Here is a 22,436-nt window from a genome sequence, read left to right as displayed (position 1 = left end):
CTCACGGTCCCGGACGCCGGCGCGTCCGCCGGCGCCGATTCCTCTTCGACGGGCTAATGGTCCTCCCCGCTCTGCTGATCGTTGCCGTCTTTGGGCTCTACCCGATGTTCGACACAATCCGGCTGAGCTTTCTCGACTACGACATCTTCCGGGTCAATTTCGCCGGTACTCCGTTCGTCGGATTCGACAACTACGTCGTCATCCTGACCGACCGGGAGTTTCTGCAGACCGCACTGAACACCGCCACATTCGGGGTCGTGGTGACGGTTGCGATCGTCGGGCTCGGCTTGGCGGTCGCCCCGGTACTCAACCGCAAACTGTTCGGCACCGGTTTGCTGCGCGGCGTCGCACTGATGCCCTGGTTCGTCCCGGGAATCGTCGCGTCGGCGATCTGGTTGTGGATCTTCTCGCCTGGACAAAGTCCCATCAACCAGGTCCTCATGGAACTCGGCTGGATCGACGCGCCAATCCGGTTCCTGGGGGAGACGGGCACCTGGGGTCCGTTCAGCATCCCGCTGATCGCGATCGCGATCGCCCGCGTCTGGGGTGGTCTGCCACTGGCCATCACCTTGCTCCTCGCGGGGCTCCAATCGATCGACAACGCCGTGTATGACTCGGCGAAAGTCGACGGCGCAAACCGCTGGCAGACGTTCGTCCACATCACCCTGCCGCTCCTGCGACCGACGATCTTCATCCTCACCGCGCTCTTGCTCATCGGAACCGTCGGACACTTCGAACTGGTGTACCTCATGACCGGTGGTGGGCCCGCGAACCTAACCAACGTGCTCGCGGTGTATTCGTACCACGAGGCTTTCGTGAACGGTCAGTACGGGCTAGCGGCCGCGGCGAGCAGCATCATCCTCGTTGTCAGCGCGATTATCGGTGCGGTTTACATAGTTCTGGACCGCCGCACACGGGAGAGCAACTCATGACGACGGCAACCCTTGCACGCCCGAGGCGCCTCAACCCGATCCGAGTATTCAGTTTCGTCATCGGCGCTGTGATCTCTGTTGGTCTCGCAATCTACCTGCTGCTCCCGTTCTTCTGGATGGTCAAGAGCGCATTCCAGCCCGCCGGCGAGATATCGGCAGCGCCGCCGATTTGGCTTCCGACGAGCCCGACGCTCGACAATTTTCGCGACGCCCTCGCGATGATGCCGTTCCTACAGCAGATGGGAAACTCGCTCCTCGTCGGCATCTCCGCAGCGCTGCTGACGACGATCATCTCGAGCATGGCGGCATACATCACCGCGCGCTCGAAGTTGCGAATCGTCGGCGTAGTGCTCGGCATCCTGGTGCTGAACCAGTTGTTGCCAGAGATCACGCGGCTCATCCCGGTCTACTTCATGCTCGAGGACTTCGGGCTGATTAACACCTATCTGGGCATGATCCTGACATACACCGGGTTCGCCACTCCGTTCGCTGCGCTCGTGCTGCACGGATACTTCCAGAGCAGCTGCCCAGCTGAGCTGGAAGAGGCTGCATCCATCGACGGCTGCTCACGCATCGGGACATTCTTCCGGGTGTTCCTCCCCGTCTCACGCACGGGCCTGGTCGCGGTGTCGTGCATTGTGTTCTTGCAGATCTGGAACGACTTCATTTGGGCGAGCGCCATCCTGTTCAAGGGAGACGTCACCATGCTTCAAGTCGGACTCCGGTCGTTCCTCGGACTCGGCGGCAACGTTCAGTACATGGGCCCGTTCATGGCCGCCTGTCTCCTCACTCTGATCCCAGCATTCGTGCTGTTCCTGTTCATCCAGAAGTACATGGCGGCTGGGCTCTCGGCGGGAGCGCTGAAGGGATAGTGCGACCCATCGATTTTCATCTGCATTTCGCGCCGGATGACCGGCCGCGCAAGTATGACGGTGCCCGAGTCATCCAGGACTACGCCCGTGTCGGCGCTCGCGGCGTCGTCTACAAGAGCCACCAGTTGCCCACCTCGGTGGGTGCGGCGATCCTCGATTCGAGCCAGGACGCGGTGCGCGTCGCCGGCGGCGTGGCGCTGAACTCGGGAGTGGGCGGGCTGAACCCCGCGGCTGTCGAAGCTGCCGCACGAAGCGGTGGCCGCGTCGTCTGGCTTCCCACGCAGGACGCGGAGTCCATCCTGGCCGAATCGGCGCGGGACGGCGCCGACGGCTTGCGCGCGCGGGTCTGGCCGATCCTCGAACTGTGTGCCCAGTACGACCTGGTGCTCTGCAGCGGTCACCTTCCTCCGGCCGCAACCGTGGACGTGTTCGAGTTGGCCGAGCGGCTCGGCGTTGCGCGCCGCGTTGTCACCCATCCCGACCACAACGAGGTCGGCATGACCGTCGAAGTGCAGTCACAGCTGGCGCGGCAGGGAGCATTCCTGGAGCGCGTCGTGCCGCGCAGCCGCAACACCGCCCTCGACCTAGCGGGAATGGTCGCGCAGATGCGCGCCGTCGGCATCGAGCGGAATGTGCTCGGCAGCGACCTCGGCCAGCCCGATTCAGTCGACCCTGCGGCGGGATTCGTGCAGTTCATCGACGACCTGTCCAGCGCAGGCATCTCGGACGAAGACCTCGCGACCGCCGGCGAACGGAACGCCGCCGCGCTGCTCGGATGGGATGGCGACGCATGACCGCGCCAACACGGGTCGCCCTCGTCGGGGCAGGCCACGTCAGCCAATACCATCTGCGCGCCTGGGCCGATCTGCAGGGAGCGCAGGTCGTCGCTGTGATCGATCCCGACCAGGCCCGCGCCGCCGATCGTGTCCGCGAGTTCGGCGTCGGCTGGGCGTTCTCCACGATCGATGAGGCGCTCGACACGGTCGCCGTCGACGTGCTGGACATCGCGACCACTCCGTCGACGCACGCCGAGCTGCTGCAACAGGCGTTCGACCGGAACCTGGACGCGATCTGCCAGAAGCCGCTCTGCGCGGACTTCGATGAAGCCGTCGCGGTGGCGCGGCGCGCACGGGACGCGACATCCCTCGTCATGGTCAACGACAACTGGCGGTACCGGTCCTGGTACCGCCGGCTCAAGGGAATCGCCGATCGGGGCGAGCTCGGCAGAATCTTCCACGTCGCCTCGTCGGCCCGGTTCGCGGGCACCATCCGCTCCTCCGCGCACCCCGACGTGCCGTTCAGCCTGGCGCGCCAGCCGTACTTCGCCGAGCTGGACAGGTTCCTGCTGCTGGAGTCGGCGATCCACCAGATCGACGCACTCCGGAGCGTGCTCGGAACGCCGACGACCGTGCACGCCCGCGGGCACTCGATCGCGCCGGGAATCGCCGGGGAAGACGTGGTCACCCTGATGCTCGGCTACGAGGCGGCTACCGCAGTCATCGATCGTAGTTACGCGTCGCACTCGATTCAGTCCGCCCCGGTGCTCAGCGAACAGGTTCGCGTCGAAGGCACCGGAGGCACGGCGACGATAGACCAGAACGGCGACCTTACCGTCGTACGGGATGCACCGAGCGGTCGCCAGATTGAGACGTTCCCTGCCGAGCCCCGCGCGTACGAACAGAGCTATGCCACCGCTTTCCAGCACTTCCTCGACGCCCGGAACGGCCGAGTGCCGCTGGAATCCACGATCAACGACGCGCTCGGCACCCTGGCCGTTGTCTTCGCGGCCTACGAATCCATGACGAGCGATGAGGTGGTGCGGCTCGCGGATTTCGCGACCCGTCACGGCTGGGAGGAACAATGACCAAGATCGGCATCATCAACGCCGCGGACAGCGCGCTGGCGATCGCCCGGCAGTATCTACGCGACGAGCTGCCGGATGCCGCTGCGTGGGCCCTGTTGGACGACCGCCTGCTGCCCGATCTCGCGCAGGGCGTGGACTCCGGATCCAGGCTGAAAGACATGGCTCTGACACTCCGGTCCGGCGGGGTCGATGCCATCTGGCTGACCTGCTCCAGCTTTCCCGAAACGGTCGAGGAGATCAGGCAGACCGTCGAGCTGCCGGTCACCGGACCCGACGAACTCATGTTCGACGCGATCGCCCGGGACCAGGCAACGCACCTCACGATCGTCTACAGCGCCGAGGCCGCGCGGCCGGCGGTCGAATACCACCTCGAGCGCACCGGTATCGCGCAGCTGGCCCGCGTCGACTGGGTGCGCTGGCAGGGTGACCCGGCATCCGGTCTCGGCGACGGCCCGGACACCGGCGCGCTTGCGGCGAGCGTCGCCGGCGGCAGCGGGCGAATCGTGCTCGCGCAGTACTCGCTCGCGCCACTCGCCGAACCGTTCCAGCGCACATACGAAGTCCCCGTCGACTGGGGCCTCCCGTACGCCATTGCTTTCCTTCGACAGGCCCCAGAAAGAATCGAGACGACATGACGCACCACCCCACCACCACCATCGGAGTGATCCAGGGGGACGGCATCGGGCCCGAGATCATTGCGTCCACGATCGATGTGCTCGGAGCTGTGGCGCCGGGCCTGTCGTACGAATTCCACGCCGTCGGCCACCTGACCGAGGAGGGTCACGCCGGTGACCCGCTTCCGGACGCGAAGCTCGACCGCCTGTTGGATCTGGGCACCATCCTCAAGGGGCCGCTGAGCGCGCCGAAAGGCACCGGGCGGGTCGTGAAGGTGATCGACGACACCCTGCAGGTCTGGCCCAGCGTCAACAACGGTCTGCGTCGTGCGTTCGATCTGTACGCGAACGATCGGCCGATCCCGGCGTTCCGCATCGGAGACCAGCCCCGCCGACCCGAGTTCACGATCGTCCGGGAGGTGTCCGAAGGCATCTACAGCGGCATCGAGCACCGGATCGGCGACAGCGCGTTCGCGTTGAAGACCGTGACCGTGAGCGGATGGCGACGGATCGCCGAGCATGCCTTCGACCTCGCCCGCTCGACCGGCTACAACAAGGTCGTTCTGGGACACAAGGCCAACGTGCTCAACATCGTCGACGGGATGCAGCTGTCGATCACGCGCGAAGTCGCTGAGGCGAACCCGGACATCGAGTTCGTCGATGTCATGGTGGATGCGCTCGGCATGTACATCGTGCGAGGACAGATCGAGAATTCGGTCGTCTTGCTCGACAACCAGTACGGAGACATCCTTTCTGATGTTGCCGCCGCCGCGGCCGGCAGTCTCGGCCTCGGCCCGGGCGCCAACCTGGGCACCAAGGCGGCGATGTTCGAGGCCTGCCATGGTGCAGCTCCCGACATTGCGGGCCAGGGGATCGCCAACCCCACCGGCATGGTGCTCTCGGGCGCTCTGCTGCTTGAGCATGTCGGGTTGGCCGAGGAGGCCACCCGCGTGCGGGACGCGGTGCGCACGGTGTTGGAGCGCGGCACGGCGGTGACCGTCGACGTCGGCGGATCCGCCTCCACGTCGCAGTACACCGCAGAGATCCTGGAGGTGCTGAAGTGAGCGCGCCTTCCCGGGTGGCCTACACGGTGATGTCACCGGAGGCGACCATCCTGATGAACACCGCATTCGAGGGGTCGTTTCACGACGCGGTCGACGTGTTGCGGGCGGTCGGCTATGACGGCGTAGAGCTGCAGGTTCAGTCACCGCTGGAGTTCCCGTTGACGGACGTGCGCGCTCGGTTGCAGGAGTCCGGCCTGGGCGTGAGCGCTCTGGCGACCGGCCCGATGCGGCAGGAACGTGGCCTGAGCCTCAGCTCCGCCGACGACGACCTGCGGGCGCAGACCGTCGCCGAGTCCAAGCGTTTGGTCGAGCACGCGGCCGAGCTGGGCACCGGGGTCTCCTTCGGTCGGATCATGGAGCCGGATGTCGTCACCGACCCCGCCCGTCACTACGAGCTGCTCGCGGATTCGCTCGCGCAGGTGGCCGCTCACGCCGAGCGCCTGGACGCGCGGGTACTCATTGAGCCCCAGAACCCCAAGCTCGTGACACTGATCACCGAGCAGGGCGCCGCGGCGCGCTTCCTGACCCAGCACGGGCTGGCGACCGTCGGGCTGATCTTCGACACCTACCACGTCGTCGAGTCCGGGCACGTGGCGGCCGACGCGCTCGCCGGCTCGGACGAACTGCCGGCGCTGGTCCAGATCGCGGAAACCACATCCAGAGGCGCCATCGAATATCCTGATGAACCGCTCGAATCGTTCCTCACCGATCTTCTCGGCCGGGGATACGCCGGGTGGATCACAATGGAACATCTGCAGTCCGCAGGGGGCAGAACCCCCGAACTGTCCCTCGCCGGACTCGCGAGGATGGTTCCCGTATTGAAGGAGCGAGCCTGATGACCACGACCCACGTCACCGCCTTCGGCGACGGGCTGAAGGCGCACACTCTGGCCGAACAGGTCAGCGATCAGATCGCCAAGACGATCATCGACAACAAGCTGGTCGCGGGAGACAAGCTCCCGTCCGAGCGGGAACTCTGCGACGGATTCGGGGTATCGCGCACCGTTGTGCGTGAGGCGCTGAGGGGGCTCGCCGCCCGCGGCATCGTGACGGTGCGCTCGGGCGTGGGAGCAAGCGTCGCCTCGGCGGATGCCTCCCTGGTCACCGACGCGTTCCGCTCCTTCCTGCGGGGCTCCGAAGAACTCGAGTACTCGCACGTGCATGAGGTCCGCCTCATGCTCGAGTTGCAAATTGCCAAGATCGCCTGCGAGAACGCCACTGATGATGACATCAAGCAGCTGGAGGCCATTCACGCGCGGATGGCGGGTGACCCAACCACCGAGGACGCTGCTGCGGCCGACGTCGAGTTCCACGGCATGATCGCCAAGGCCACCCACAATCCGCTGTACGCGATCATCCTCGATTCGCTCCGCGACGTGCTGTTCCAGGTTCGCCAATCCGCGCTGCACGTCCCCGGCCGCGGGCACCGCGGCTTCGAATACCACAGCGCAATTCTCGACGCCATCCGTCGCCGTGATGCTGACGCCGCGGTCGCGCACATGCGCGATCACCTTGAGGACGTCTCGCGCGCGCTCGGCGTTAAGGGATTTTGATGCTGCCGGAGCCCCAGTCATGATCGGCGCGATCGCCGACGATTTCACGGGAGCAACGGATGTCGCGGTGGCGTTTCGTCGCGCCGGGCTACGGGTGCTGATCTTCTTCGGAATCCCCGCTGACGACCTGGAATTGACGGCCGCCGACGCGATCGTCATCGCACTCAAGTCGCGCACGATCGCGCCCGACGAGGCCGTGCGGCAGTCGCTTGAGGCGGGAGCCTGGCTTCAGGCACACGGAATGAGTCAGCTCTTCTTCAAGTACTGTTCGACCTTCGATTCGACTTCCCGAGGAAACATCGGACCGGTCGCTGACGCGTTGGCGGATCTGGTCGGCGCGCCCGTGACGACGGTCGTGCCCAGTTCGCCCGGTCACGACCGTCGCCAGTTCATGGGGCAGCTGTTCGTCGGCCAGAATCTGCTCAGTGAATCCGCGATGAGCAACCATCCCCTCACGCCGATGACGGATTCGTTCATCCCCCGCGTGCTGCAGTCGCAGACGGAGCGGCCAGTAAGACTGGTGGATATCCGTACGGTCTCGGCAGGAGTGAACGCCATCGCGGCCGCTCTCTCCGACGCAGAACTCAGCGGCGATCGGTACGCCGTCGTGGACGCCGCCACCGAGGATGACCTCAGGGTCATCGGTGAGGCCATCCTCGATGCGCCCCTGGTCACGGGCGCCGCCGGATTGGCTAGTGGATTAGGCATTGCACGAGCCCGCGGGCTGGGACTCGGCGAAATGGAGTCGGATGACTCGGACCCGGTAGGAAGCGCGGTGTCGGTTGTGCTTGCTGGAAGCTGCTCGGCACGAACCCTCGAGCAGCTTGCCGAAATGAAGCGCAGCTACCCCTCATACCGACTCGACGCAGTGAAGACGCCAGACCCTGACGCCCTCGCGGACGCTGCCCTCGCCTGGTTCGACTCCGAACGCCCGCCCACCGCGGCACTGATCTACTCGTCACTTCCACCAGACGAGTTGCGCGCAACGCAAGAGGCTCTCGGTGCACAGCGAGCCTCGGAGATCTTGGAATCGGCGACCGCCCGCATCGCACAGGGACTCATCGAACGTGACATCCGGCGAATCGTCGTGGCGGGCGGGGAAACATCGGGGGCGGTGGTCTCGGCGCTCGCCGTGAGCGGCGGCGTCATCGGTGCCGAAGCCGCACCTGGCGTGCCGTGGATCTACACAGGCAGTGAGCCGCGCCGCGCGCTGCTGCTCAAGTCCGGAAACTTCGGTGACAAGGACCTGCTGGTCCGCGCCGTCCAACCACGTCAACCCGCGAAGGACCTTGCATGACCGCCGAGGCACGCGCTCGGGCCGACATCGTGAGCGCCGCCCACTCCCTATTCAGCCGCGGACTCGCGCACGGCAGGACCGGCAATGTCAGCGTGCGCGTCGGGGAGCAGATCTACGTCACGCCCACCGGAAGCAGCCTCGGGACAGTTCAGGCGGCGGACCTCTCGGTCATCGATCGTTCCGGCGCCCACGTTTCCGGCCGAAAACCGTCGAAGGAGAGCTTCCTACACGCCGCGATCCTGCGGGCACGGCCGCAGGACACAGCTGTAGTGCACACTCACTCGACGTACAGCACGGCCGTGTCGTGCCTTGCCGGGCTCGATCCCACGAATGCCATCCCGCCGCTAACGGCGTACTTCGCGATGCGCGTCGGCCGCGCCGCCCTTCTCCCGTACCACGCGCCAGGGGATGCGGCCCTCGGCCCACTCGCTGAGCACACCGCGGCATCCCATTCGGCGATGCTGCTGAGCAACCATGGCGCCATCGTCTCGGGGTTGACCCTGGACGCGGCGATGGACGCGATCGAGGAGCTCGAAGCCACCGCACGGCTGCAGCTGCTCCTCGACGGCCGGGCGGCTCGCCCACTCACCGTGGAGCAGGCGGCCGCCTTGGCGCCGCCGCAGGCCTAGCCGCGCAGCGCTTCCTTCAGGGTGACTCGCGCGCCGGTGCGAAGCAGCGAGTTCGAGTAGATGCGCGATCCGAGGGCAATCACCACGAGGGTCGAGAGCACCAGCACCACCAGCGAGACCAGCGGCTCCCACCACAGCGCGTCGCCGAGGAACACCCGCATCGGCATCCCAACCGGCGCGGAGAACGGCACGTACGACATGATCGTCAGCACCAGCGGGTTGTCGTAGAAGAAGATGATCAGGAAGTACGGGATCATCACCAGCATCGTCACCGGCGTGGTGGTCGAGCCGATGTCCTCCTGGCGCGACACCATCGCGCCGGTCGCCGCGAACAGCGCGGCCAGCAGCACGAAGCCGAACAGGAAGAACACCACGAACCAGACGATCGACGGCCCGACGTCGGCGAGCAGCAGGTCCTGACCGGATGCCAGCATGCCCACCCCGGTCACGACCGCGATCAGAAGGATCTGGCCGAACGCGAGCAGGCTGTTGCCGACGATCTTGCCGGCGAGCAGCACCCGCACCGGCACGGTGGCCATCAGGATCTCCACAATGCGCGTCTGCTTCTCCTCGACGACGCTCTGCGCGATGATCGAGCCGAAGGTCAGCGCCGACACGAAGAAGATCATGCCGAACGCGAGCGCCACCAGGTAGACCAGCCCGGGATTCTCACCGGATGGGTCGAGCAGCTCGACGGACGGCGCGACGCTGAACAGGCCGACGATCGACGACGGCGCCTCCTCAAGGGCGATCACCGAGACATCCAACGGCGAATCCCCGCCGGATGCGGGCACCAGCGCCGCCTCGACCTCTTCGGTGCGCACCAGATCCTCCGCCTCGGCGACCGACGCCGCCTCGGTGACCTCGAGTGCACCGGTCTGCTCGGCGACCGCGACCGCCGAGCCGACCGCGGCGACCTTCGGCAGCGACGAGTTTGCGCCGAACAGCGGCGGCAGCACCACGCCGGCGAGCACGATGAGCAACAGGATGCCGCTGGAGATCAGGAACACCTTGCTGCGCAGCCGCATCTTCACCTCCCGTTCGGCAACGAGCCAGGTGGCCTGCAGGAATCCGGGTGTGGCGTAGCGGGAGCTGGTCACTTGATGACCTCCTTGAAAATCTGAGCGAGCGACGGATGCTGCGGAGCGAACTGCCGCACGGGCGCGGTGGCGACGGCGCGCTGCAGTACGCGCTGCGCGGTGTCGTGGTGGTCGACCTCGAACAGGGCGTAGCCGCCGTCGAAATCGAGCACGGTGACGCCGGCCTCCTGGCGCAGCCAGCCGGCATCTCCGTCGAGGTGCAGTTCGAACTGGTCACGGGAATGCGCCGCGCGCAGCCCCTCGCGGGAGCCGCTGGCGCGGATCTCGCCGTCCGCGATCACGACCAGGTCGTCGCAGAGGCGCTCCACGATGTCGAGCTGGTGCGACGAGAACAGCACAGGGGCGCCCTTCGCGGCGAACCCGGTGAGCACGCCCTGCACCACCTCCACCGCGATCGGGTCGAGGCCAGAGAACGGTTCGTCGAGGATCAGCACCTCGGGGTCGTGCACCAGCGCCGCCGCGATCTGCGCGCGCTGCTGGTTGCCGAGCGACAGGCTCTCGATGGTGGAGTCGGCGCGTTCGGCCAGGCCGAGCTGGTCGAGCAGGTGCGCGGTGCTGCGCTTCGCGGCATCCGTCGACATGCCGTGCAACCGACCGAGGTAAATGATCTGCTCGGCCACCTTCATCTTCGCGTACAAGCCGCGTTCCTCCGGCATGTAGCCGAAGCGGGTGCGCGCGTTCGCGGTGAGCGGCGAGCCGTTCCAGGTGACCGTGCCGGCGTCGGCGCCGAGCACCCCGAGCACGATCCGCATCGTGGTGGTCTTGCCGGCGCCGTTGCCGCCGACAAAACCGGTCATCCGGCCGGGTGCCACGGTGAACGAGACGTCGCGCAGCACGCGTCGGTCGCCGAAGGAGCGATTAATTCCGTTGAGTTCGAGCATGCCTCAACGCTACGGATGTCGCGAGCCTGCGGCATCCGCCTCGTGGATGGTTTCCGGCATCCCCCTCCGGGCGGAGACCGGCCTAGCTCGGTGCGATGTTCTGGTTGAGACGGAACACGTTCTGCGGGTCGTACTTCGCCTTGAGCAGCCGCAGCCGCTCGTACTTGGCCGGCCCGTAGGCCTGCCGCACCCGGTCGGTGCCCTCGTCGCCGAGGAAATTGACGTAGACCCCGGCGTGCCATGGCTGAAGCGCCGACCAGAATTCGCGCACCCAGTCGCGTTCCTCGTCGAAGCCGGCGGCGGCCTCGGTGCTGCCGGTGATGTTGTAGGTGAAGCCCGCGGTGCGGCCACCGAATGCGGTCTCGTCGTCGCCGACGCGGGCCAAGGCGCCACCGCGCTGCCAGATCGGGAAGGAGGTGAGCGGCGATGCGACGCGCAGCGAGTGCTCCGCCGTGATCTCGATCACCTCGTCGCTGAGTTCGTCGACGTCGCAGCTCCGGGTGTAGTACCGGCGACCGGCGGGGAAGCTGGGGTCAAACATCGCCTGATGCGCGAGGTAGGGCGTGGGCGCGCACGCGTCAACGGCCGGGTTGCCGAACCGGCGGAGCGGGCGGATGAACGATTCCCCCGCCTCGATGTCTCCGCTCCAGCACGGGATCACCATCACCACCGGCGTGCCGTGCAATTCGCTGGGGATCATCGGCAGCGGCGGCGCCTTGCGGTGCACGATCGCGGTCATCAGCTCATCCGGTGCGTCGGCGCACCACTCGCGGTAGAACCGCATCACCTCGACCGAGCGCTGCATCGGCCAGATCACCGGCCCGGCGAGCACCTGCGGGCCGAGCGGCACGCAGTGGAACTCGAACTCGGTGACGATGCCGAAGTTGCCTCCGCCGCCGCGGATTCCCCAGAACAAGTCGGCGTTCTCGTCCGCGCTCGCCTGGACGAAGCTGCCGTCGGCGGTGACGACGTCGACGCGGCGCAGCTGGTCGATGGTCAGGCCGTGGTGGCGCATGGTCCAGCCGATTCCGCCGCCGAGGGTGAGCCCGGCGACGCCGGTGTGCGTGACCACGCCGGACGGCACGGCCAGCCCGAAGGCCTGAGTCTCGTGGTCCAGCTCGCCGAGCAGCACGCCCGCCTGCACCCGGGCGGTGCGCCGCTGCGGGTCGACCCGCACGCCTCGCATCGGCGACAGGTCGATCATCACGGCGTCGTCGGCGACCGAGAGGCCGGCGAAGGAGTGCCCGCCGCTGCGCACGGCGATCGGCAGGCCGCTCGAGGTGGCGAAGTTCACCGCGGCGATGACGTCGGCGACGCCCGCGCAGCGGATGATCACGGCCGGATGCCGGTCGAAGGCCCCGTTCCACACCGCGCGATGGGTGTCGTATCCGTCGTCGGCCGGGCCGATGACGTCGCCGCGGAATGCCGTGGCGTCCAGTTGTCGCGCCGAAGCAACGCTGGTCACGGCCCCAGAGTAGGTCGGTGTGCGGGGGCGGGTCAACCGGTACGGACGTACGGATGTCGCGGGCCTGCGGCATCCGTCGTCCGACAGGTTCTGCCTCAGGCGAGCTGCTCGACCAGGATGGCGAAGGCCTGGTCCCAGCCGTCGTAGACGTTGTCATCGCCGGGCTGCCCGTCGATGCCCTCCAGCAGGAACGTCATCTCGGTCTTGCCGTCGGCCAGCTGCACGAGGGTGACGGTAATGACCGGCGCCTCGGCCTGCAGGTCTCCCGGGTTGCCCCAGGTGAACTTCAGCCGTTCCGGTTCAACTACTTCGAGGTACTCGCCGTAGGTGGGGTATTCGGAGTTGTCGGGCGCGATCATCCGGTACTCGTAGCTGCCGCCGACGCGCAGGTCGATGCGGACGGATTCGCGGGGCGTGACGACCTCGCGCGGGTGCCACCACCGGCTGGCCTCGTCGGGGTCGGTCCAGGCGTGCCAGATCGTCTCGCGGGGGGCGTCGAACACGCGGATGATGGTGAACTGCTTCTCTTGCGTTGTACGGTCAGGCATCTGCCGACCTCTCCTTCAGCTCGCGGAGTCGCTCATCGAGCAGGTCGAAGCGCTCGTTCCAGGCGCCGCGGTGGCGGTCGATCCAGTCGGAGACATCGTCGAGGGGCTCGGTGCGCAGCGTGCAGGTGCGCCACTGCGCCGTGGTGGTCCGCTCGATCAGCCGCGCGTTCTGCAGCACCCGCAGGTGCTGCGAAATCGCGGGCCTGCTCATCGCGAACGGTTCGGCGAGCTCGCCCACCGTCGCCGCGCCCTGCCGCAACCGCGACAGGATCGCCCGCCGCGTGGGGTCGGCCAGGGCCGCGAAGACTGTGCTCAGCTCGTCGGTAGCCATCTGTATGTAAGCAACCCCTTAATTAATGGATGGCTTAAACGTAAGGCGGGCTAGGGTCGAGGTCAAGCCCCTATTTCGTCGAGGCCAGCCCGTTTTCCTTCTTGGATACCAGGCCGTTTTCATAGGCGTAGACGACGGCCTGCACCCGGTCGCGCACACCGAGTTTCATCAGCACCTTGGACACGTGGGTTTTGACGGTCGCCTCGCCGACGAACAGCTCCGTCGCGATCTCCCCGTTCGACCAGCCCTGCGCCACGAAGGAGAGCACCTCGGACTCGCGGTCGGTGAGGCCGTTCGCGGGCAACGACGGCGCGGGCGCCGCGGGCACCCCGGGCGTGCCGTCGGCGGCGGGCGCTGGCTGCTCGAACGCTGCCGCGCCGAACCGGGCGATCACCCGCGCGGTCACCTTCGGCGACAGCAGCGCGTCGCCGCGCGCAATCACCTGCACCGCCTCGACCAGATCCTCGGGGGATGCGGTCTTCAGCAGGAACCCGCTCGCCCCGGCGCGCAGTGCCGCGAACAGGTAATCGTCCCGGTCGAACGTGGTGAGCATCAGGATGCGGCTGAAGACGCCGGCATCGGCGACCAGCTGCCGCGTCGCCTCGAGCCCGTCCACGCCGGGCATCTGGATGTCCATGCAGATCACGTCGGGCGCAAGCTCCCGGGCGAGCTGCACGGCGTCCGCGCCGTTCGCCGCCTCACCGACCACATCGATTCCCGGTTCGCTCTGCAGGATGATGCGGAATCCAGCGCGCACCAGTTCCTGATCGTCGACGAGCAGCACCCGGGTCATCGGACCGCCTCCGCCGAAAGGGGGATGCTCGCCCGCACCCGGTACCCGCCGCGGGAGCGCGGACCCACCTCGAGATCGCCGCCGATCGCGGTGACGCGTTCCCGCATGCCGACCTGGCCCAGTCCCCCGGTCGTGGCCAAGCTGTGTCCCACGCCGCTGTCCACAACTTCCAGCTCCACGGCATCCGGTGCGTAGCGCAGCCGCAGGTCGGCGCTGGCACGGCTGCCGGCGTGCTTACGGGTGTTGGTGAGCGCTTCCTGTGCCACGCGATACAGGGTGAAACCGACCAGGGCGGTTACCGGGCGGGGGTCGCCGATCACGGTCAGGGTCGCGGGGGTGCCGGCGGCTTGGGACTCCTCGACGAGTTCGCCCAGCTGGTCGAGCCCGCGGGTCGAGGCACTGTGGCTGGCGGCATCCGACTCGTCAGTGCGGAGTGTGGTCAGCAGTTGTTGCAGTTCCTCGACGGCGCTGCGGGCGCTCTGCTCGATCACCTCCAATGACGCGGATGCCTGGGCCGGGTTACTGTGCAGCACCCGCCTGGCCGCTCCGGCCTGCACGCCCATCACCGAGACGTGGTGGGCGACCACGTCGTGCAGTTCCCGCGCGATGTTCACCCGGTCGAGGGCGACCGCCTGCGCGGCGCCACGCTCGCGTTCTTCGGCTAGTTCCGCGGTGCGCGCCTCGAGGGTGGCGTGTTCGGCGGCGGCGGCATATGCCATGTTGCCGAAGAAGTACGCCGCACCGAAATACAGCGCGTTGGTCAGCACCTGGATCACCGCGAGGGCGGCCAACTGCGAGAAGACGCCCGAGCGCGACACGTCGGGCAGCTTCTCGGGGTCACTCACGGTCATGAGCAGGTTGACGATCACCCAGACGAACATGGCCGCGATGATCGCCGCGCGCATGATGGCGGCCCGGCGCCGGTCGCGTCCCCAGGCGCCGAGGGTGTAGATCGCCACGAACAGCGCGATGTTGCAGAACAGCAGCTCGGGTACAGAGAACTGGCCGCAGACGAAGAACGCGATCGCCACCACGATCGCCACCAGCTCCGGCGCTCGCCGGCGGAAGGCCAGCGGCACCGTCATCCCGGCGATGGCGACCACGCTCAACCACAGCGGGGCCGGCTCCAAGTACCAGCCGACGCGGGTGTACAGCAGCGCGGACACGGTTGCCCCGATGGCGAGCAGGCCCGCCGCGAGGGCATCGCGTTGATAGGCGCGCGTGGCGGGTCGGGGCCGGGTCCACTGATCAGTCACGCCTCAACGCTATCGAGCGGGCGGCGGGCTGCCATCCGCCGCGCGGCGGAGTTAGCGCGGCGGACGTCAGCCGCTCGTCAGTCCCGCCCGGTGATGCCCGAGGTCGACTCGATCACGGAGGCCATCTTCTTCTGCAGGGCCTCGTAGAACATCGACAGCGGGAACTCGTCGTCCAGAACCTGATCGGTGTAGCCCTTCGGCGGCCCGGCCAGCACCTCGTCTGGCAGCCCGCGCGCCCACGCGGATGCCGGGTGCGGGGTCACCGTGGCCGAGACCAGCTCGTAGGCGGCGAGCCAGTGCGCGGTCTTCGGCCGGTCGATCGAGCGCCAGTACAGGTCGTCGATCGCCTCGCCGAGCTGGTTCACCACGGCGGGCACCTCGGCCCAGTCGAAGGTGAGCTGGGTGTCGGTCCAGTGCAGCACGTTGTGCTGGTGCAGCCAGGCGAACAGCAGTTGCCCGCCGAGTCCGTCGTAATTGCGCACCCGGCTGCCGGTGATCGCGAACCGGAAGATCCGGTCGAAGATCACGGCGTACTGCACCAGGCGGGCCCGGTCGCGGGTGAGCTCGTCGGTCTCGTCGTCGCGCTCCAGGCGCACCGCCTCGCGGAACGCGGTCAGGTCGCAGCGCAACTCCTCGAGCGAGTAGAGGAAGAACGGCATCCGCTGTTTGATCATGAACGGGTCGAACGGCAGGTCGCCGCGCATGTGGGTGCGGTCGTGGATCAGGTCCCACATCACGAAGGTCTGCTCGGTCAGCGACTGGTCGTCGAGCAGTCGTTTCGCGTCATCCGGAATATCCAGCTTTGTGATCTCGGATGCCGCGGCCACCACCCGGCGGAACCGGGCGGCCTCCCGGTCGGCGAAGATCGCGCCCCAGGCGAAGGTCGGCAGTTGTCGCATCGCCACCGTCTCGGGGAACAGTACGGCCGAGTTGGTGTCGTATCCGTCGGTGAAGTCGAGGAAACGGATCGGCACGAACAGCTTGTTCGAGTACGGGCCCGCCTCCAGCCCGGCGATGAAGTCGGGCCAGATCACTTCGATGAGCACCGCCTCGACCAGCCGGTCGGGCGACCCGTTCTGGGTATGCATCGGGAACACCACGACGTGCTTGGTGCCGTCGACCCGGTGCAGCTGCGGATGGAACGCCACGAGCGAGTCGTAGAAGTCGGGGATGCCGAACCCCTCGGCCGCCCAGCGCTCGAAGTCACGCGCGGCGGCGGTGAGATAGTCGGCGTCGTGCGGCAGCGCCGCGGCCAGCGTCGGCAGCTGGGCCCGGATGCGCTCGACGGCGTCGCGGGCCTCGTCGTGCTTCGTCTCGTCGGGGATGCTGCCGTCGTGAATCTGATGGACGCGCAGAGCGGATGCCGCGGACTTCAGTTCGAGCCAGGCGGGGTGGCTGGCAGTGACGTCTTCGACGACCTCGGGTTCTCCGATGATCGCGTGCTGCGCTGCGTCGTGTGCAGTTGCCTGTGCCATGGTCCAACCTCCCGTCGTCTGTCGTGACCGCGGGGCGTTCTGCCCCTGTTCCTGAGCCTAGGCGGGGATTCGTAGCGTTTGGTTGTCCCCAGACGAGAAAACGTGCGCGCCCGAACGGGACGCGCACGTTTTCTTCGTCGCATGCGGGTGGGGCGGGTGCTACTCCGCCGCGGTGGGGATGCGGCGGCGCGCCGCCACGATCGGGCCGAGCGCGAACGCGATCACGAACAGCGCGATGATGCCGAACGAGAACGGCCCGTAGGATTCCTCGGCGACGAGCACGGGCAGGTTCTGGAACACGATCACCGTGAAGCCGAGCAGGCCGACCAGGCCGAGGCCCGGGGCGACCAGCGTCTTCCACCGGCCGAGTCCGTGGTCGTTGCGGCGGAAGATGATCAGCACCGAGGCGCTGGTCAGCACCAACAGCAGCATGATGCCCACCGCCGAGATCCCGCCGAGCCAGGTGTACAGCTGCGTGATCGGGTCGAGGTGGAGCAGCACCGCGATGGCGACCAGCACGGCCACCACGGCCGAGGTCGCGATCGAGGCCAGCGCGGGCGAGCCGTGCCGGGCGTGCGGCTGGCCGAGCGAGCGGTGCAGCGCGCCGCGGTCGGCGAGCGTGTAGACGTAGCGGGATCCGATGTTGTGGAACGACAGGATGCAGGCGAACAGGCTGGTCACGAACAGCACCTGGATGATGTGGCCGCCGACGACGCCGAGGTACTGCTCGGTGGTGGTGGCGAGAATGCTACCGGCGTTGTCCGTGGCGTTCTGAACGATGGTGCTCTCGCCATTGGCGGAGATCAGCACCCAGCTGGACAGCGTGTAGAAGACACCGATCAGGATGAGCGAGATGTACGTCGCCTTCGGGATGGTGCGCTGCGGGTCGCGCGCCTCGTCGCGGAACACCGCGGTGGCCTCGAAGCCGACGAAGCTGAGGATGGCGAACAGGATGGCGAAGCCGGGCGCTCCCGAGACGATGTCGGTCGGCGAGAGGATGCCGGACGAGTACCCCTCCGGCCCGCCGCCGGAGAAGACGACGACCGCGTCGAGCACCAGCACGATCGCCACCTCGGCGATCAGCAGCACGCCGAGCACGCGGCCGGACAGCGCGATGTTGAAGTAGCCGAGCGCGGTGACCACCACGAACGCGACGGCCGCGTACAGCCACCACGGGATGTCGGGCAGGCCATACGACTGCAGCAGGGCATTGGCGCCGGGGCCGATCAGGCCATAGACGCCGGCCTCAAGGGCCAGGTAAGACAGCAGCGCGGCGAACGCGGCGCCGAAGCCCGGCCCGCGGCCGAGGCCCTTCTCGACGTAGGCGAAGAAAGCGCCGGCCGACTTCACGAACGGCGTGGCGTTGGTGAACCCGACGGCGAACAACAGCAGCACCGCCGTGACCACCACGAAGATGAACGGGAAGCCGGCGCCGTTGCCGAACGCGATGCCGAGCGGCACGGGGCCGCCGATGACGCCCAACGGTGAGGCCGCGGCGACGACGATGAAGACAATGCTGGCGACTCCGAGCGAGCCGCGTAGGCGGCGATGGGTCGCCGACTGCGGCGGCGCCTCGACCTGGGCGGTGTCTGACATGGGGATCCAATCGGGAGGAATGAGGTGTAGCAACTGTGGGGCTCCCGCCGCCCCGCGGCAAACATCGGTTACCCGCCGTTACCGCATGTTTCGCCGTGTGACAGAGGCATTGTGGAAACCCGGTCAGTCCACCTTTTTCGGCACGCCCACGTACCACTCGTACGGCGGCTCGGCGTCGTTCACCAGGGCGTCACCGATCACCCGCGCCTTGAACAGGGCGGGGTTGTGCGAGCTGACCGTGCGGGCATTCCGCCAGTGCCGGTCGAGCTGCAACGGGGCGGCGGTGGCCGAGGCCCCGAGGGCGTCGAACAGCCGGGTCGCCGCCTGCTGCGCGAGGTCACCGGCGATGACCTGCGCGCGGGCGGTGTCCAGTTCCGCGTCACGTTTGAGTGTTGCGCGCTCCGTCTCCGAACCGTCGCGGGCGTCATAGGCCGCCTGCAGGCTGGCCGCGGCCCGCAGGACCACCGCTTCCGCCGCGTACGCCGCGGCATCCACCCGTCCGACCGATTCCAGCAGTTGCGGGTCGTGTCGGCTCTCGGCCGAGTTGCCGTGGCTGAACGCGCGGGCGCGGGTGGACAGCTGCGTCACCGCGTCGCGGGCGCTCGCCCGCGCAATGCCGGCCTGCACGGCGACCAGCACCAGCTGGTACAGCGCGGTCTGATACCAGAACCGGCGGCTGAACGGATAGACGTGCTCGGCCCGTACCGGCGCCTGCTCGAAGATCGCGGTGCCGCTGCCAGTGAGCCGCTGGCCAAAGCCGTTCCAGTCATCCGACACGGTGACCCGGCCACCGGCGGTGCTCACCAGCGCGGCAACCTCGGTGCCGTCGGGCAGCAGCGCGGTGGCGTCGATCCACTCGGCGAAGATGCTGCCGGTCGTGTAGTACTTGCGCCCGCTGAGCAGCCAGCCGTCGCCCTCAGCGCTGCTGAGCCGGGTCGTGGTGTCGCCGAGGGCGACCGATCCGATCTCGGTCACCGCGTTGCCCACCATCTCGCCGCCGGCGAAGCGGTGCAGCCACTCGTCGCGTTCCGCAGAACCGGGCGCGACCAGGCGGTCTTCGACGAACGCCAGGTGGCCGCGGAACGCCTGCGGCACGTGCGGGTCGGCGGCGGCGAGTTCGATCAGCAGCCGGAACAGGTCGACCAGGCTCGCGCCGTCACCGCCGAATTCGGCGGGAACACGGATGCCGGTGAACCCGACGTCCTTCAGCCAGCCAACCTGCTCGGTGGGCAGCACGCGGTCCTGCTCCCGGGCGAGGGCGCCGTCGGCGATGCGGGCGAAAACGGGACGGTACTTCTGCGCGAGGGCGTCGAAAGTAGCACTCATCGGATCAGGTGTACAGCGAGATCGGTGCCACGGCGCCGGTCAGGTAGTTCGCCCCGACCTCAGACTTCTTGTAGTCCACCGGATCGTGCAGGCTGTGGGTGCGGAGGTTGCGCCAGTAGATGTCCAGCCCGTTCGCGGAACTGGTGGAGCTGGCCCCGGTCACCTCGAACACGCGGGATGCCACGTCGAGACCCACCTCGGTGGACACCACCTTCAGCTGCGCGATCGCGATCTCCAGCTCTGCGCGGTCTGCCGCGGTGGTATCAGCGCCGAGCGCCGCGGCCGTGTCGAAGCGGCGGCCCAGCTTGTCGGCCAGCGCCTCGACGGCGGCGGTGCGGGAGACCAGCTCTCCGAACACCCGGTGCACGAACGGGTCGTCCGAGTAGCGGTCGACAGTGCTGAGGAACCACGAGTTCTTGCGCGCCAGGGTGAGTTCCCTCGCCTGGGCGAGGGCACCCTCGGCGATGCCGAGGTAGACGTTGCCGAACAGCAGCTGCACGCCGGGGGTGACCACGGTCGAGAACGGTTCCTCCAGGTCGACACCGATCACATCGTCCGGCGTGATCAGCACGTTGGAGTAGCGCACCGAGCCGCTGGCCGACGCGCGCTGGCCGAGGTGATCCCAGTCGTCGAGATGCTCAACACCCTCACGCTGCCCGTCGACGGCGAAGATCAGCAGCTGTCCGTCATGCCAGCCGCCCTGCGCGATGCCGCCGGTGATGATCTTGTCGGCGACCGATGCGCCGGTGGCGAACCGCTTCAGCCCGTTGAGCCGGTAGTTCTCGCCCTCGGCGACCACGCTGAGATCCGGGCTTACCGGGTTGAACGAGTCGCTCCAGAACCACCGCCCCTCGCTGGTGCGCCGGTACCAGTCGGCCTGCTGCTCGCCGCTTGGGCAGTAGAACGTGATGCACGCCTGGTTGAGGTAGTGGTAGCCGAGGATCTGCGCGACCGAGGCGTCGGCCCGCGCCAGGATGCGGGTGATCGCGAAGGCCGTCTCCCAGTGTGCGCCGTGGCCGCCGAACTCGATCGGCACAAGCAGCCCGTCAAGGCCAGCCTCGCGCAGCACGTCAAGTTCTGCCGCCGGCCGCGCCGAGGCCCGGTCCCGCTCGAGGGCGCCGGCGGCGAGCCGTTCGCGCACCGTCTCCGCCACCGGCAGCCAACGGTCGAGCTCGGACTGGTCGGCGTGACCGCGCCATGGGGTGCGAACGAACGGGGTGGTGGTGCTCATGAGACCGCTTCCTTGGGGCAGGCGACTGCCGGGATGCAGCCCCCTCCATGCTCTGGCCGCGCAGCGTGCTCGCCAAGACGACCCGTAACACGGGGTAACCCGCGATCCGGTCGGTGCATGCTCGAACCGGAGATATCCGGGCCGGATCAGTTTCGGCAGGCTAGAAAGGCGCACACCATGGCACGACGCATCCGTTTCAACGCGTTCGATATGAGCTGTGTGGGGCACATCTCCGCCGGACTCTGGCGGCACCCCGACGATCAGGCGTACCGGTACACCGACATTTCGTACTGGACCGAGCTGGCGAAGACGCTGGAGCGCGGCCGGTTCGACGGGATCTTCATCGCCGACGTGCTCGGCACCTACGACGTCTACGGTGACAGCGCGGATGCCGCGATCCGGCACGCCGCGCAGGTTCCGGTGACCGATCCGCTGATGGTGGTCTCTGCGATGGCCGCCGTCACCGAGCACCTCGGCTTCGGGGTCACCGCCGGAACCGCGTACGAGCACCCGTACCCGTTCGCCAGGCGGATGACCACCCTCGACCACCTGACCAAGGGCCGGATCGGCTGGAACGTCGTCACCGGATACCTGCCGTCGGCCGCACGCAACATGGGCAACGACGACCAGCTTGAGCACGATGCCCGCTACGACTACGCCGACGAGTACCTCGAGGTGCTCTACAAGCTGTGGGAAGGCTCCTGGGAGGACGACGCGGTGGTGCGCGACCGCGAGAGCGGCGTGTTCACCGACCCGTCCAAGGTGCATCCGATCAACCACGAGGGCACACACTTCAAGGTCCCCGGCATTCACATCTCCGAGCCGTCGCCGCAGCGCACCCCGGTGATCTTCCAGGCCGGCGCCTCCGCCCGCGGCGTTGCGTTCGCCGGCGAGAACGCCGAGGCGATCTTCATCGGGGCGCCCTCGCGGCAGACCCTCGCCGCGCAGGTGGCGAAGATCCGCGCCGGACTCGAGGCGGCCGGCCGTGACCGCAACGCCGCACGGATCTACGCGATGTTGACCATCGTGGTCGATGAGACCAGCGAGAAGGCGCGAGCCAAGTACGAGAAGCTGCTCGAGTACGCCAGCCCGGAAGCTGCGCTGGTGCTGACGTCGGGCTGGATGGGGGTCGACCTCTCCAAATACGACCTCGCCGACCCCGTCGGTGACGTGAAGAGCAACGCGATCCAGTCCACCGTCGCCTCATTCCAGCAGGAAGCGAACGAAGGCCGCGAGTGGAGCGTGGGGGACATAGCCGAATACTCCAAGGTCGGCGGCTACGCGCCGGTGATCGTCGGGTCGCCGAGCGAGGTCGCAGACCAACTGCAGGAGTGGGTGGAGGCGACGGATGTCGACGGCTTCAACCTCTCCTACGCGATCACCCCCGGCACCTTCGAGGATGTCGTGCGCTTCGTGGTTCCCGAGCTGCAGCGACGGGGCGTTTACCCAACGGAGTACGAGGAGGGCACACTGCGCCACAAGCTGCACGGTCGCGGCGCCAGCCTGCCGCCCGAGCACCGCGGTGCACAGTACAAGGTCACGACGAGCGCCCCCACCCACAGTTGAGCATCTGATCCACTTCGTCGGGTTTGAGCCACCGCGCTCTGGGC

Annotated in this window: 22 protein-coding genes; 11 read left to right on the top strand and 11 right to left on the bottom strand. The window is 67.6% G+C overall.

The window, feature by feature from the left end; genetic code table 11:
• Window positions 1-56: 56 nt before the first annotated feature.
• From HCT51_RS17475 to otnC, 10 genes are read left to right on the top strand one after another with little or no spacing between them, the layout of a single operon-like run.
• Window positions 57-932 (top strand): carbohydrate ABC transporter permease, encoded by an 876-nt coding sequence (locus tag HCT51_RS17475; protein WP_166880796.1) that lies wholly within the window; start codon window positions 57-59, stop codon window positions 930-932.
• Window positions 929-1,804, top strand: a complete 876-nt coding sequence (locus HCT51_RS17470) for a carbohydrate ABC transporter permease (protein WP_166880798.1) — start codon at window positions 929-931, stop codon at window positions 1,802-1,804. The genes HCT51_RS17475 and HCT51_RS17470 overlap by 4 nt, the downstream gene beginning before the upstream one ends.
• Window positions 1,804-2,598 (top strand): DUF6282 family protein, encoded by a 795-nt coding sequence (locus tag HCT51_RS17465; protein WP_166880800.1) that lies wholly within the window; start codon window positions 1,804-1,806, stop codon window positions 2,596-2,598. The genes HCT51_RS17470 and HCT51_RS17465 overlap by 1 nt, the downstream gene beginning before the upstream one ends.
• Window positions 2,595-3,668, top strand: coding sequence for a Gfo/Idh/MocA family protein (locus tag HCT51_RS17460; RefSeq protein WP_166880802.1), 1,074 nt, complete (start codon window positions 2,595-2,597; stop codon window positions 3,666-3,668). Before HCT51_RS17465 ends, HCT51_RS17460 begins: the two co-directional genes overlap by 4 nt.
• Window positions 3,665-4,303 carry an aspartate/glutamate racemase family protein gene (locus HCT51_RS17455; RefSeq protein ID WP_166880804.1) on the top strand — a complete coding sequence of 213 codons (639 nt, stop codon included), beginning with the start codon at window positions 3,665-3,667 and terminating at the stop codon, window positions 4,301-4,303. The genes HCT51_RS17460 and HCT51_RS17455 overlap by 4 nt, the downstream gene beginning before the upstream one ends.
• A complete protein-coding gene (locus HCT51_RS17450; protein WP_166880806.1) occupies window positions 4,300-5,346 on the top strand; it encodes an isocitrate/isopropylmalate dehydrogenase family protein in 1,047 nt (348 codons plus the stop codon). Before HCT51_RS17455 ends, HCT51_RS17450 begins: the two co-directional genes overlap by 4 nt.
• Window positions 5,343-6,182, top strand: a complete 840-nt coding sequence (locus HCT51_RS17445; protein WP_166880808.1) for a sugar phosphate isomerase/epimerase family protein — start codon at window positions 5,343-5,345, stop codon at window positions 6,180-6,182. The genes HCT51_RS17450 and HCT51_RS17445 overlap by 4 nt, the downstream gene beginning before the upstream one ends.
• A complete protein-coding gene (locus tag HCT51_RS17440; RefSeq protein ID WP_166880810.1) occupies window positions 6,182-6,898 on the top strand; it encodes a FadR/GntR family transcriptional regulator in 717 nt (238 codons plus the stop codon). Before HCT51_RS17445 ends, HCT51_RS17440 begins: the two co-directional genes overlap by 1 nt.
• Window positions 6,899-6,917: 19 nt before the next feature.
• Window positions 6,918-8,195, top strand: coding sequence for a 3-oxo-tetronate kinase (otnK, locus tag HCT51_RS17435; RefSeq protein WP_166880813.1), 1,278 nt, complete (start codon window positions 6,918-6,920; stop codon window positions 8,193-8,195).
• Window positions 8,192-8,824 (top strand): 3-oxo-tetronate 4-phosphate decarboxylase, encoded by a 633-nt coding sequence (gene otnC, locus HCT51_RS17430; protein ID WP_166880816.1) that lies wholly within the window; start codon window positions 8,192-8,194, stop codon window positions 8,822-8,824. Before otnK ends, otnC begins: the two co-directional genes overlap by 4 nt.
• Here the strand turns inward: otnC and HCT51_RS17425 are convergent.
• The 11 genes from HCT51_RS17425 to HCT51_RS17375 all read right to left on the bottom strand — a co-directional run bounded on the left by HCT51_RS17425 (window position 8,821) and on the right by HCT51_RS17375 (window position 20,826).
• A complete protein-coding gene (locus HCT51_RS17425) occupies window positions 8,821-9,924 on the bottom strand; it encodes an ABC transporter permease (protein ID WP_224760568.1) in 1,104 nt (367 codons plus the stop codon). The genes otnC and HCT51_RS17425 overlap by 4 nt on opposite strands.
• Complete coding sequence (locus tag HCT51_RS17420) at window positions 9,921-10,805, bottom strand: ABC transporter ATP-binding protein (RefSeq protein WP_166880818.1); 885 nt, start codon at window positions 10,803-10,805, stop codon at window positions 9,921-9,923. Before HCT51_RS17420 ends, HCT51_RS17425 begins: the two co-directional genes overlap by 4 nt.
• A gap of 82 nt (window positions 10,806-10,887) precedes the next feature.
• Complete coding sequence (locus HCT51_RS17415; RefSeq protein WP_166880820.1) at window positions 10,888-12,270, bottom strand: FAD-binding oxidoreductase; 1,383 nt, start codon at window positions 12,268-12,270, stop codon at window positions 10,888-10,890.
• Window positions 12,271-12,365: 95 nt separating this feature from the next.
• Entirely contained in the window at window positions 12,366-12,818 is a 453-nt protein-coding gene (locus tag HCT51_RS17410; protein ID WP_166880822.1) for an SRPBCC family protein, read from the bottom strand.
• Window positions 12,811-13,149, bottom strand: a complete 339-nt coding sequence (locus tag HCT51_RS17405; RefSeq protein ID WP_166880824.1) for an ArsR/SmtB family transcription factor — start codon at window positions 13,147-13,149, stop codon at window positions 12,811-12,813. Before HCT51_RS17405 ends, HCT51_RS17410 begins: the two co-directional genes overlap by 8 nt.
• Before the next feature lie 70 nt (window positions 13,150-13,219).
• Window positions 13,220-13,942, bottom strand: coding sequence for a response regulator (locus HCT51_RS17400; RefSeq protein ID WP_166880826.1), 723 nt, complete (start codon window positions 13,940-13,942; stop codon window positions 13,220-13,222).
• Window positions 13,939-15,198 (bottom strand): sensor histidine kinase, encoded by a 1,260-nt coding sequence (locus tag HCT51_RS17395; RefSeq protein ID WP_166880829.1) that lies wholly within the window; start codon window positions 15,196-15,198, stop codon window positions 13,939-13,941. The genes HCT51_RS17400 and HCT51_RS17395 overlap by 4 nt, the downstream gene beginning before the upstream one ends.
• A gap of 77 nt (window positions 15,199-15,275) precedes the next feature.
• The gene (locus HCT51_RS17390) at window positions 15,276-16,673 is read right to left on the bottom strand and encodes a DUF6421 family protein (protein ID WP_166880832.1); all 1,398 of its coding nucleotides are present in this window, start codon (window positions 16,671-16,673) and stop codon (window positions 15,276-15,278) included.
• A 159-nt stretch (window positions 16,674-16,832) separates the two neighbouring features.
• Entirely contained in the window at window positions 16,833-18,269 is a 1,437-nt protein-coding gene (locus HCT51_RS17385) for an APC family permease (RefSeq protein ID WP_166880834.1), read from the bottom strand.
• A gap of 123 nt (window positions 18,270-18,392) precedes the next feature.
• On the bottom strand, window positions 18,393-19,595 hold the full coding sequence (locus tag HCT51_RS17380; protein ID WP_166880837.1) for an acyl-CoA dehydrogenase family protein: 1,203 nt from the start codon (window positions 19,593-19,595) through the stop codon (window positions 18,393-18,395).
• A 4-nt stretch (window positions 19,596-19,599) separates the two neighbouring features.
• Window positions 19,600-20,826, bottom strand: coding sequence for an acyl-CoA dehydrogenase family protein (locus tag HCT51_RS17375; RefSeq protein WP_166880840.1), 1,227 nt, complete (start codon window positions 20,824-20,826; stop codon window positions 19,600-19,602).
• A 177-nt stretch (window positions 20,827-21,003) separates the two neighbouring features.
• Here HCT51_RS17375 and HCT51_RS17370 point away from each other — a divergent pair, with 177 nt between their 5' ends.
• Window positions 21,004-22,392 carry an LLM class flavin-dependent oxidoreductase gene (locus HCT51_RS17370; RefSeq protein ID WP_166880842.1) on the top strand — a complete coding sequence of 463 codons (1,389 nt, stop codon included), beginning with the start codon at window positions 21,004-21,006 and terminating at the stop codon, window positions 22,390-22,392.
• The last annotated feature ends 44 nt before the right edge of the window (window positions 22,393-22,436 follow it).

Origin of the sequence: Salinibacterium sp. ZJ450, assembly GCF_011751885.2 — a bacterium.
Classification (GTDB): Bacteria; Actinomycetota; Actinomycetes; order Actinomycetales; family Microbacteriaceae; genus Ruicaihuangia.
This window is presented reverse-complemented; position numbering and strand designations above follow the sequence as displayed.

What these genes read in the sequence shown, in the direction of transcription:
- HCT51_RS17410 (WP_166880822.1), bottom strand. Translation starts at nt 12,818, where the DNA reads ATGCCTGACCGTACAACGCAAGAGAAGCAGTTCACCATCATCCGCGTG.
- HCT51_RS17390 (WP_166880832.1), bottom strand. Translation starts at nt 16,673, where the DNA reads ATGGCACAGGCAACTGCACACGACGCAGCGCAGCACGCGATCATCGGA.
- HCT51_RS17380 (WP_166880837.1), bottom strand. Translation starts at nt 19,595, where the DNA reads ATGAGTGCTACTTTCGACGCCCTCGCGCAGAAGTACCGTCCCGTTTTC.
- HCT51_RS17450 (WP_166880806.1), top strand. Translation starts at nt 4,300, where the DNA reads ATGACGCACCACCCCACCACCACCATCGGAGTGATCCAGGGGGACGGC.
- HCT51_RS17460 (WP_166880802.1), top strand. Translation starts at nt 2,595, where the DNA reads ATGACCGCGCCAACACGGGTCGCCCTCGTCGGGGCAGGCCACGTCAGC.
- HCT51_RS17470 (WP_166880798.1), top strand. Translation starts at nt 929, where the DNA reads ATGACGACGGCAACCCTTGCACGCCCGAGGCGCCTCAACCCGATCCGA.
- HCT51_RS17385 (WP_166880834.1), bottom strand. Translation starts at nt 18,269, where the DNA reads ATGTCAGACACCGCCCAGGTCGAGGCGCCGCCGCAGTCGGCGACCCAT.
- otnK (WP_166880813.1), top strand. Translation starts at nt 6,918, where the DNA reads ATGATCGGCGCGATCGCCGACGATTTCACGGGAGCAACGGATGTCGCG.
- HCT51_RS17405 (WP_166880824.1), bottom strand. Translation starts at nt 13,149, where the DNA reads ATGGCTACCGACGAGCTGAGCACAGTCTTCGCGGCCCTGGCCGACCCC.
- HCT51_RS17475 (WP_166880796.1), top strand. Translation starts at nt 57, where the DNA reads ATGGTCCTCCCCGCTCTGCTGATCGTTGCCGTCTTTGGGCTCTACCCG.
- HCT51_RS17370 (WP_166880842.1), top strand. Translation starts at nt 21,004, where the DNA reads ATGGCACGACGCATCCGTTTCAACGCGTTCGATATGAGCTGTGTGGGG.
- HCT51_RS17440 (WP_166880810.1), top strand. Translation starts at nt 6,182, where the DNA reads ATGACCACGACCCACGTCACCGCCTTCGGCGACGGGCTGAAGGCGCAC.
- HCT51_RS17400 (WP_166880826.1), bottom strand. Translation starts at nt 13,942, where the DNA reads ATGACCCGGGTGCTGCTCGTCGACGATCAGGAACTGGTGCGCGCTGGA.
- HCT51_RS17455 (WP_166880804.1), top strand. Translation starts at nt 3,665, where the DNA reads ATGACCAAGATCGGCATCATCAACGCCGCGGACAGCGCGCTGGCGATC.
- otnC (WP_166880816.1), top strand. Translation starts at nt 8,192, where the DNA reads ATGACCGCCGAGGCACGCGCTCGGGCCGACATCGTGAGCGCCGCCCAC.
- HCT51_RS17375 (WP_166880840.1), bottom strand. Translation starts at nt 20,826, where the DNA reads ATGAGCACCACCACCCCGTTCGTTCGCACCCCATGGCGCGGTCACGCC.
- HCT51_RS17420 (WP_166880818.1), bottom strand. Translation starts at nt 10,805, where the DNA reads ATGCTCGAACTCAACGGAATTAATCGCTCCTTCGGCGACCGACGCGTG.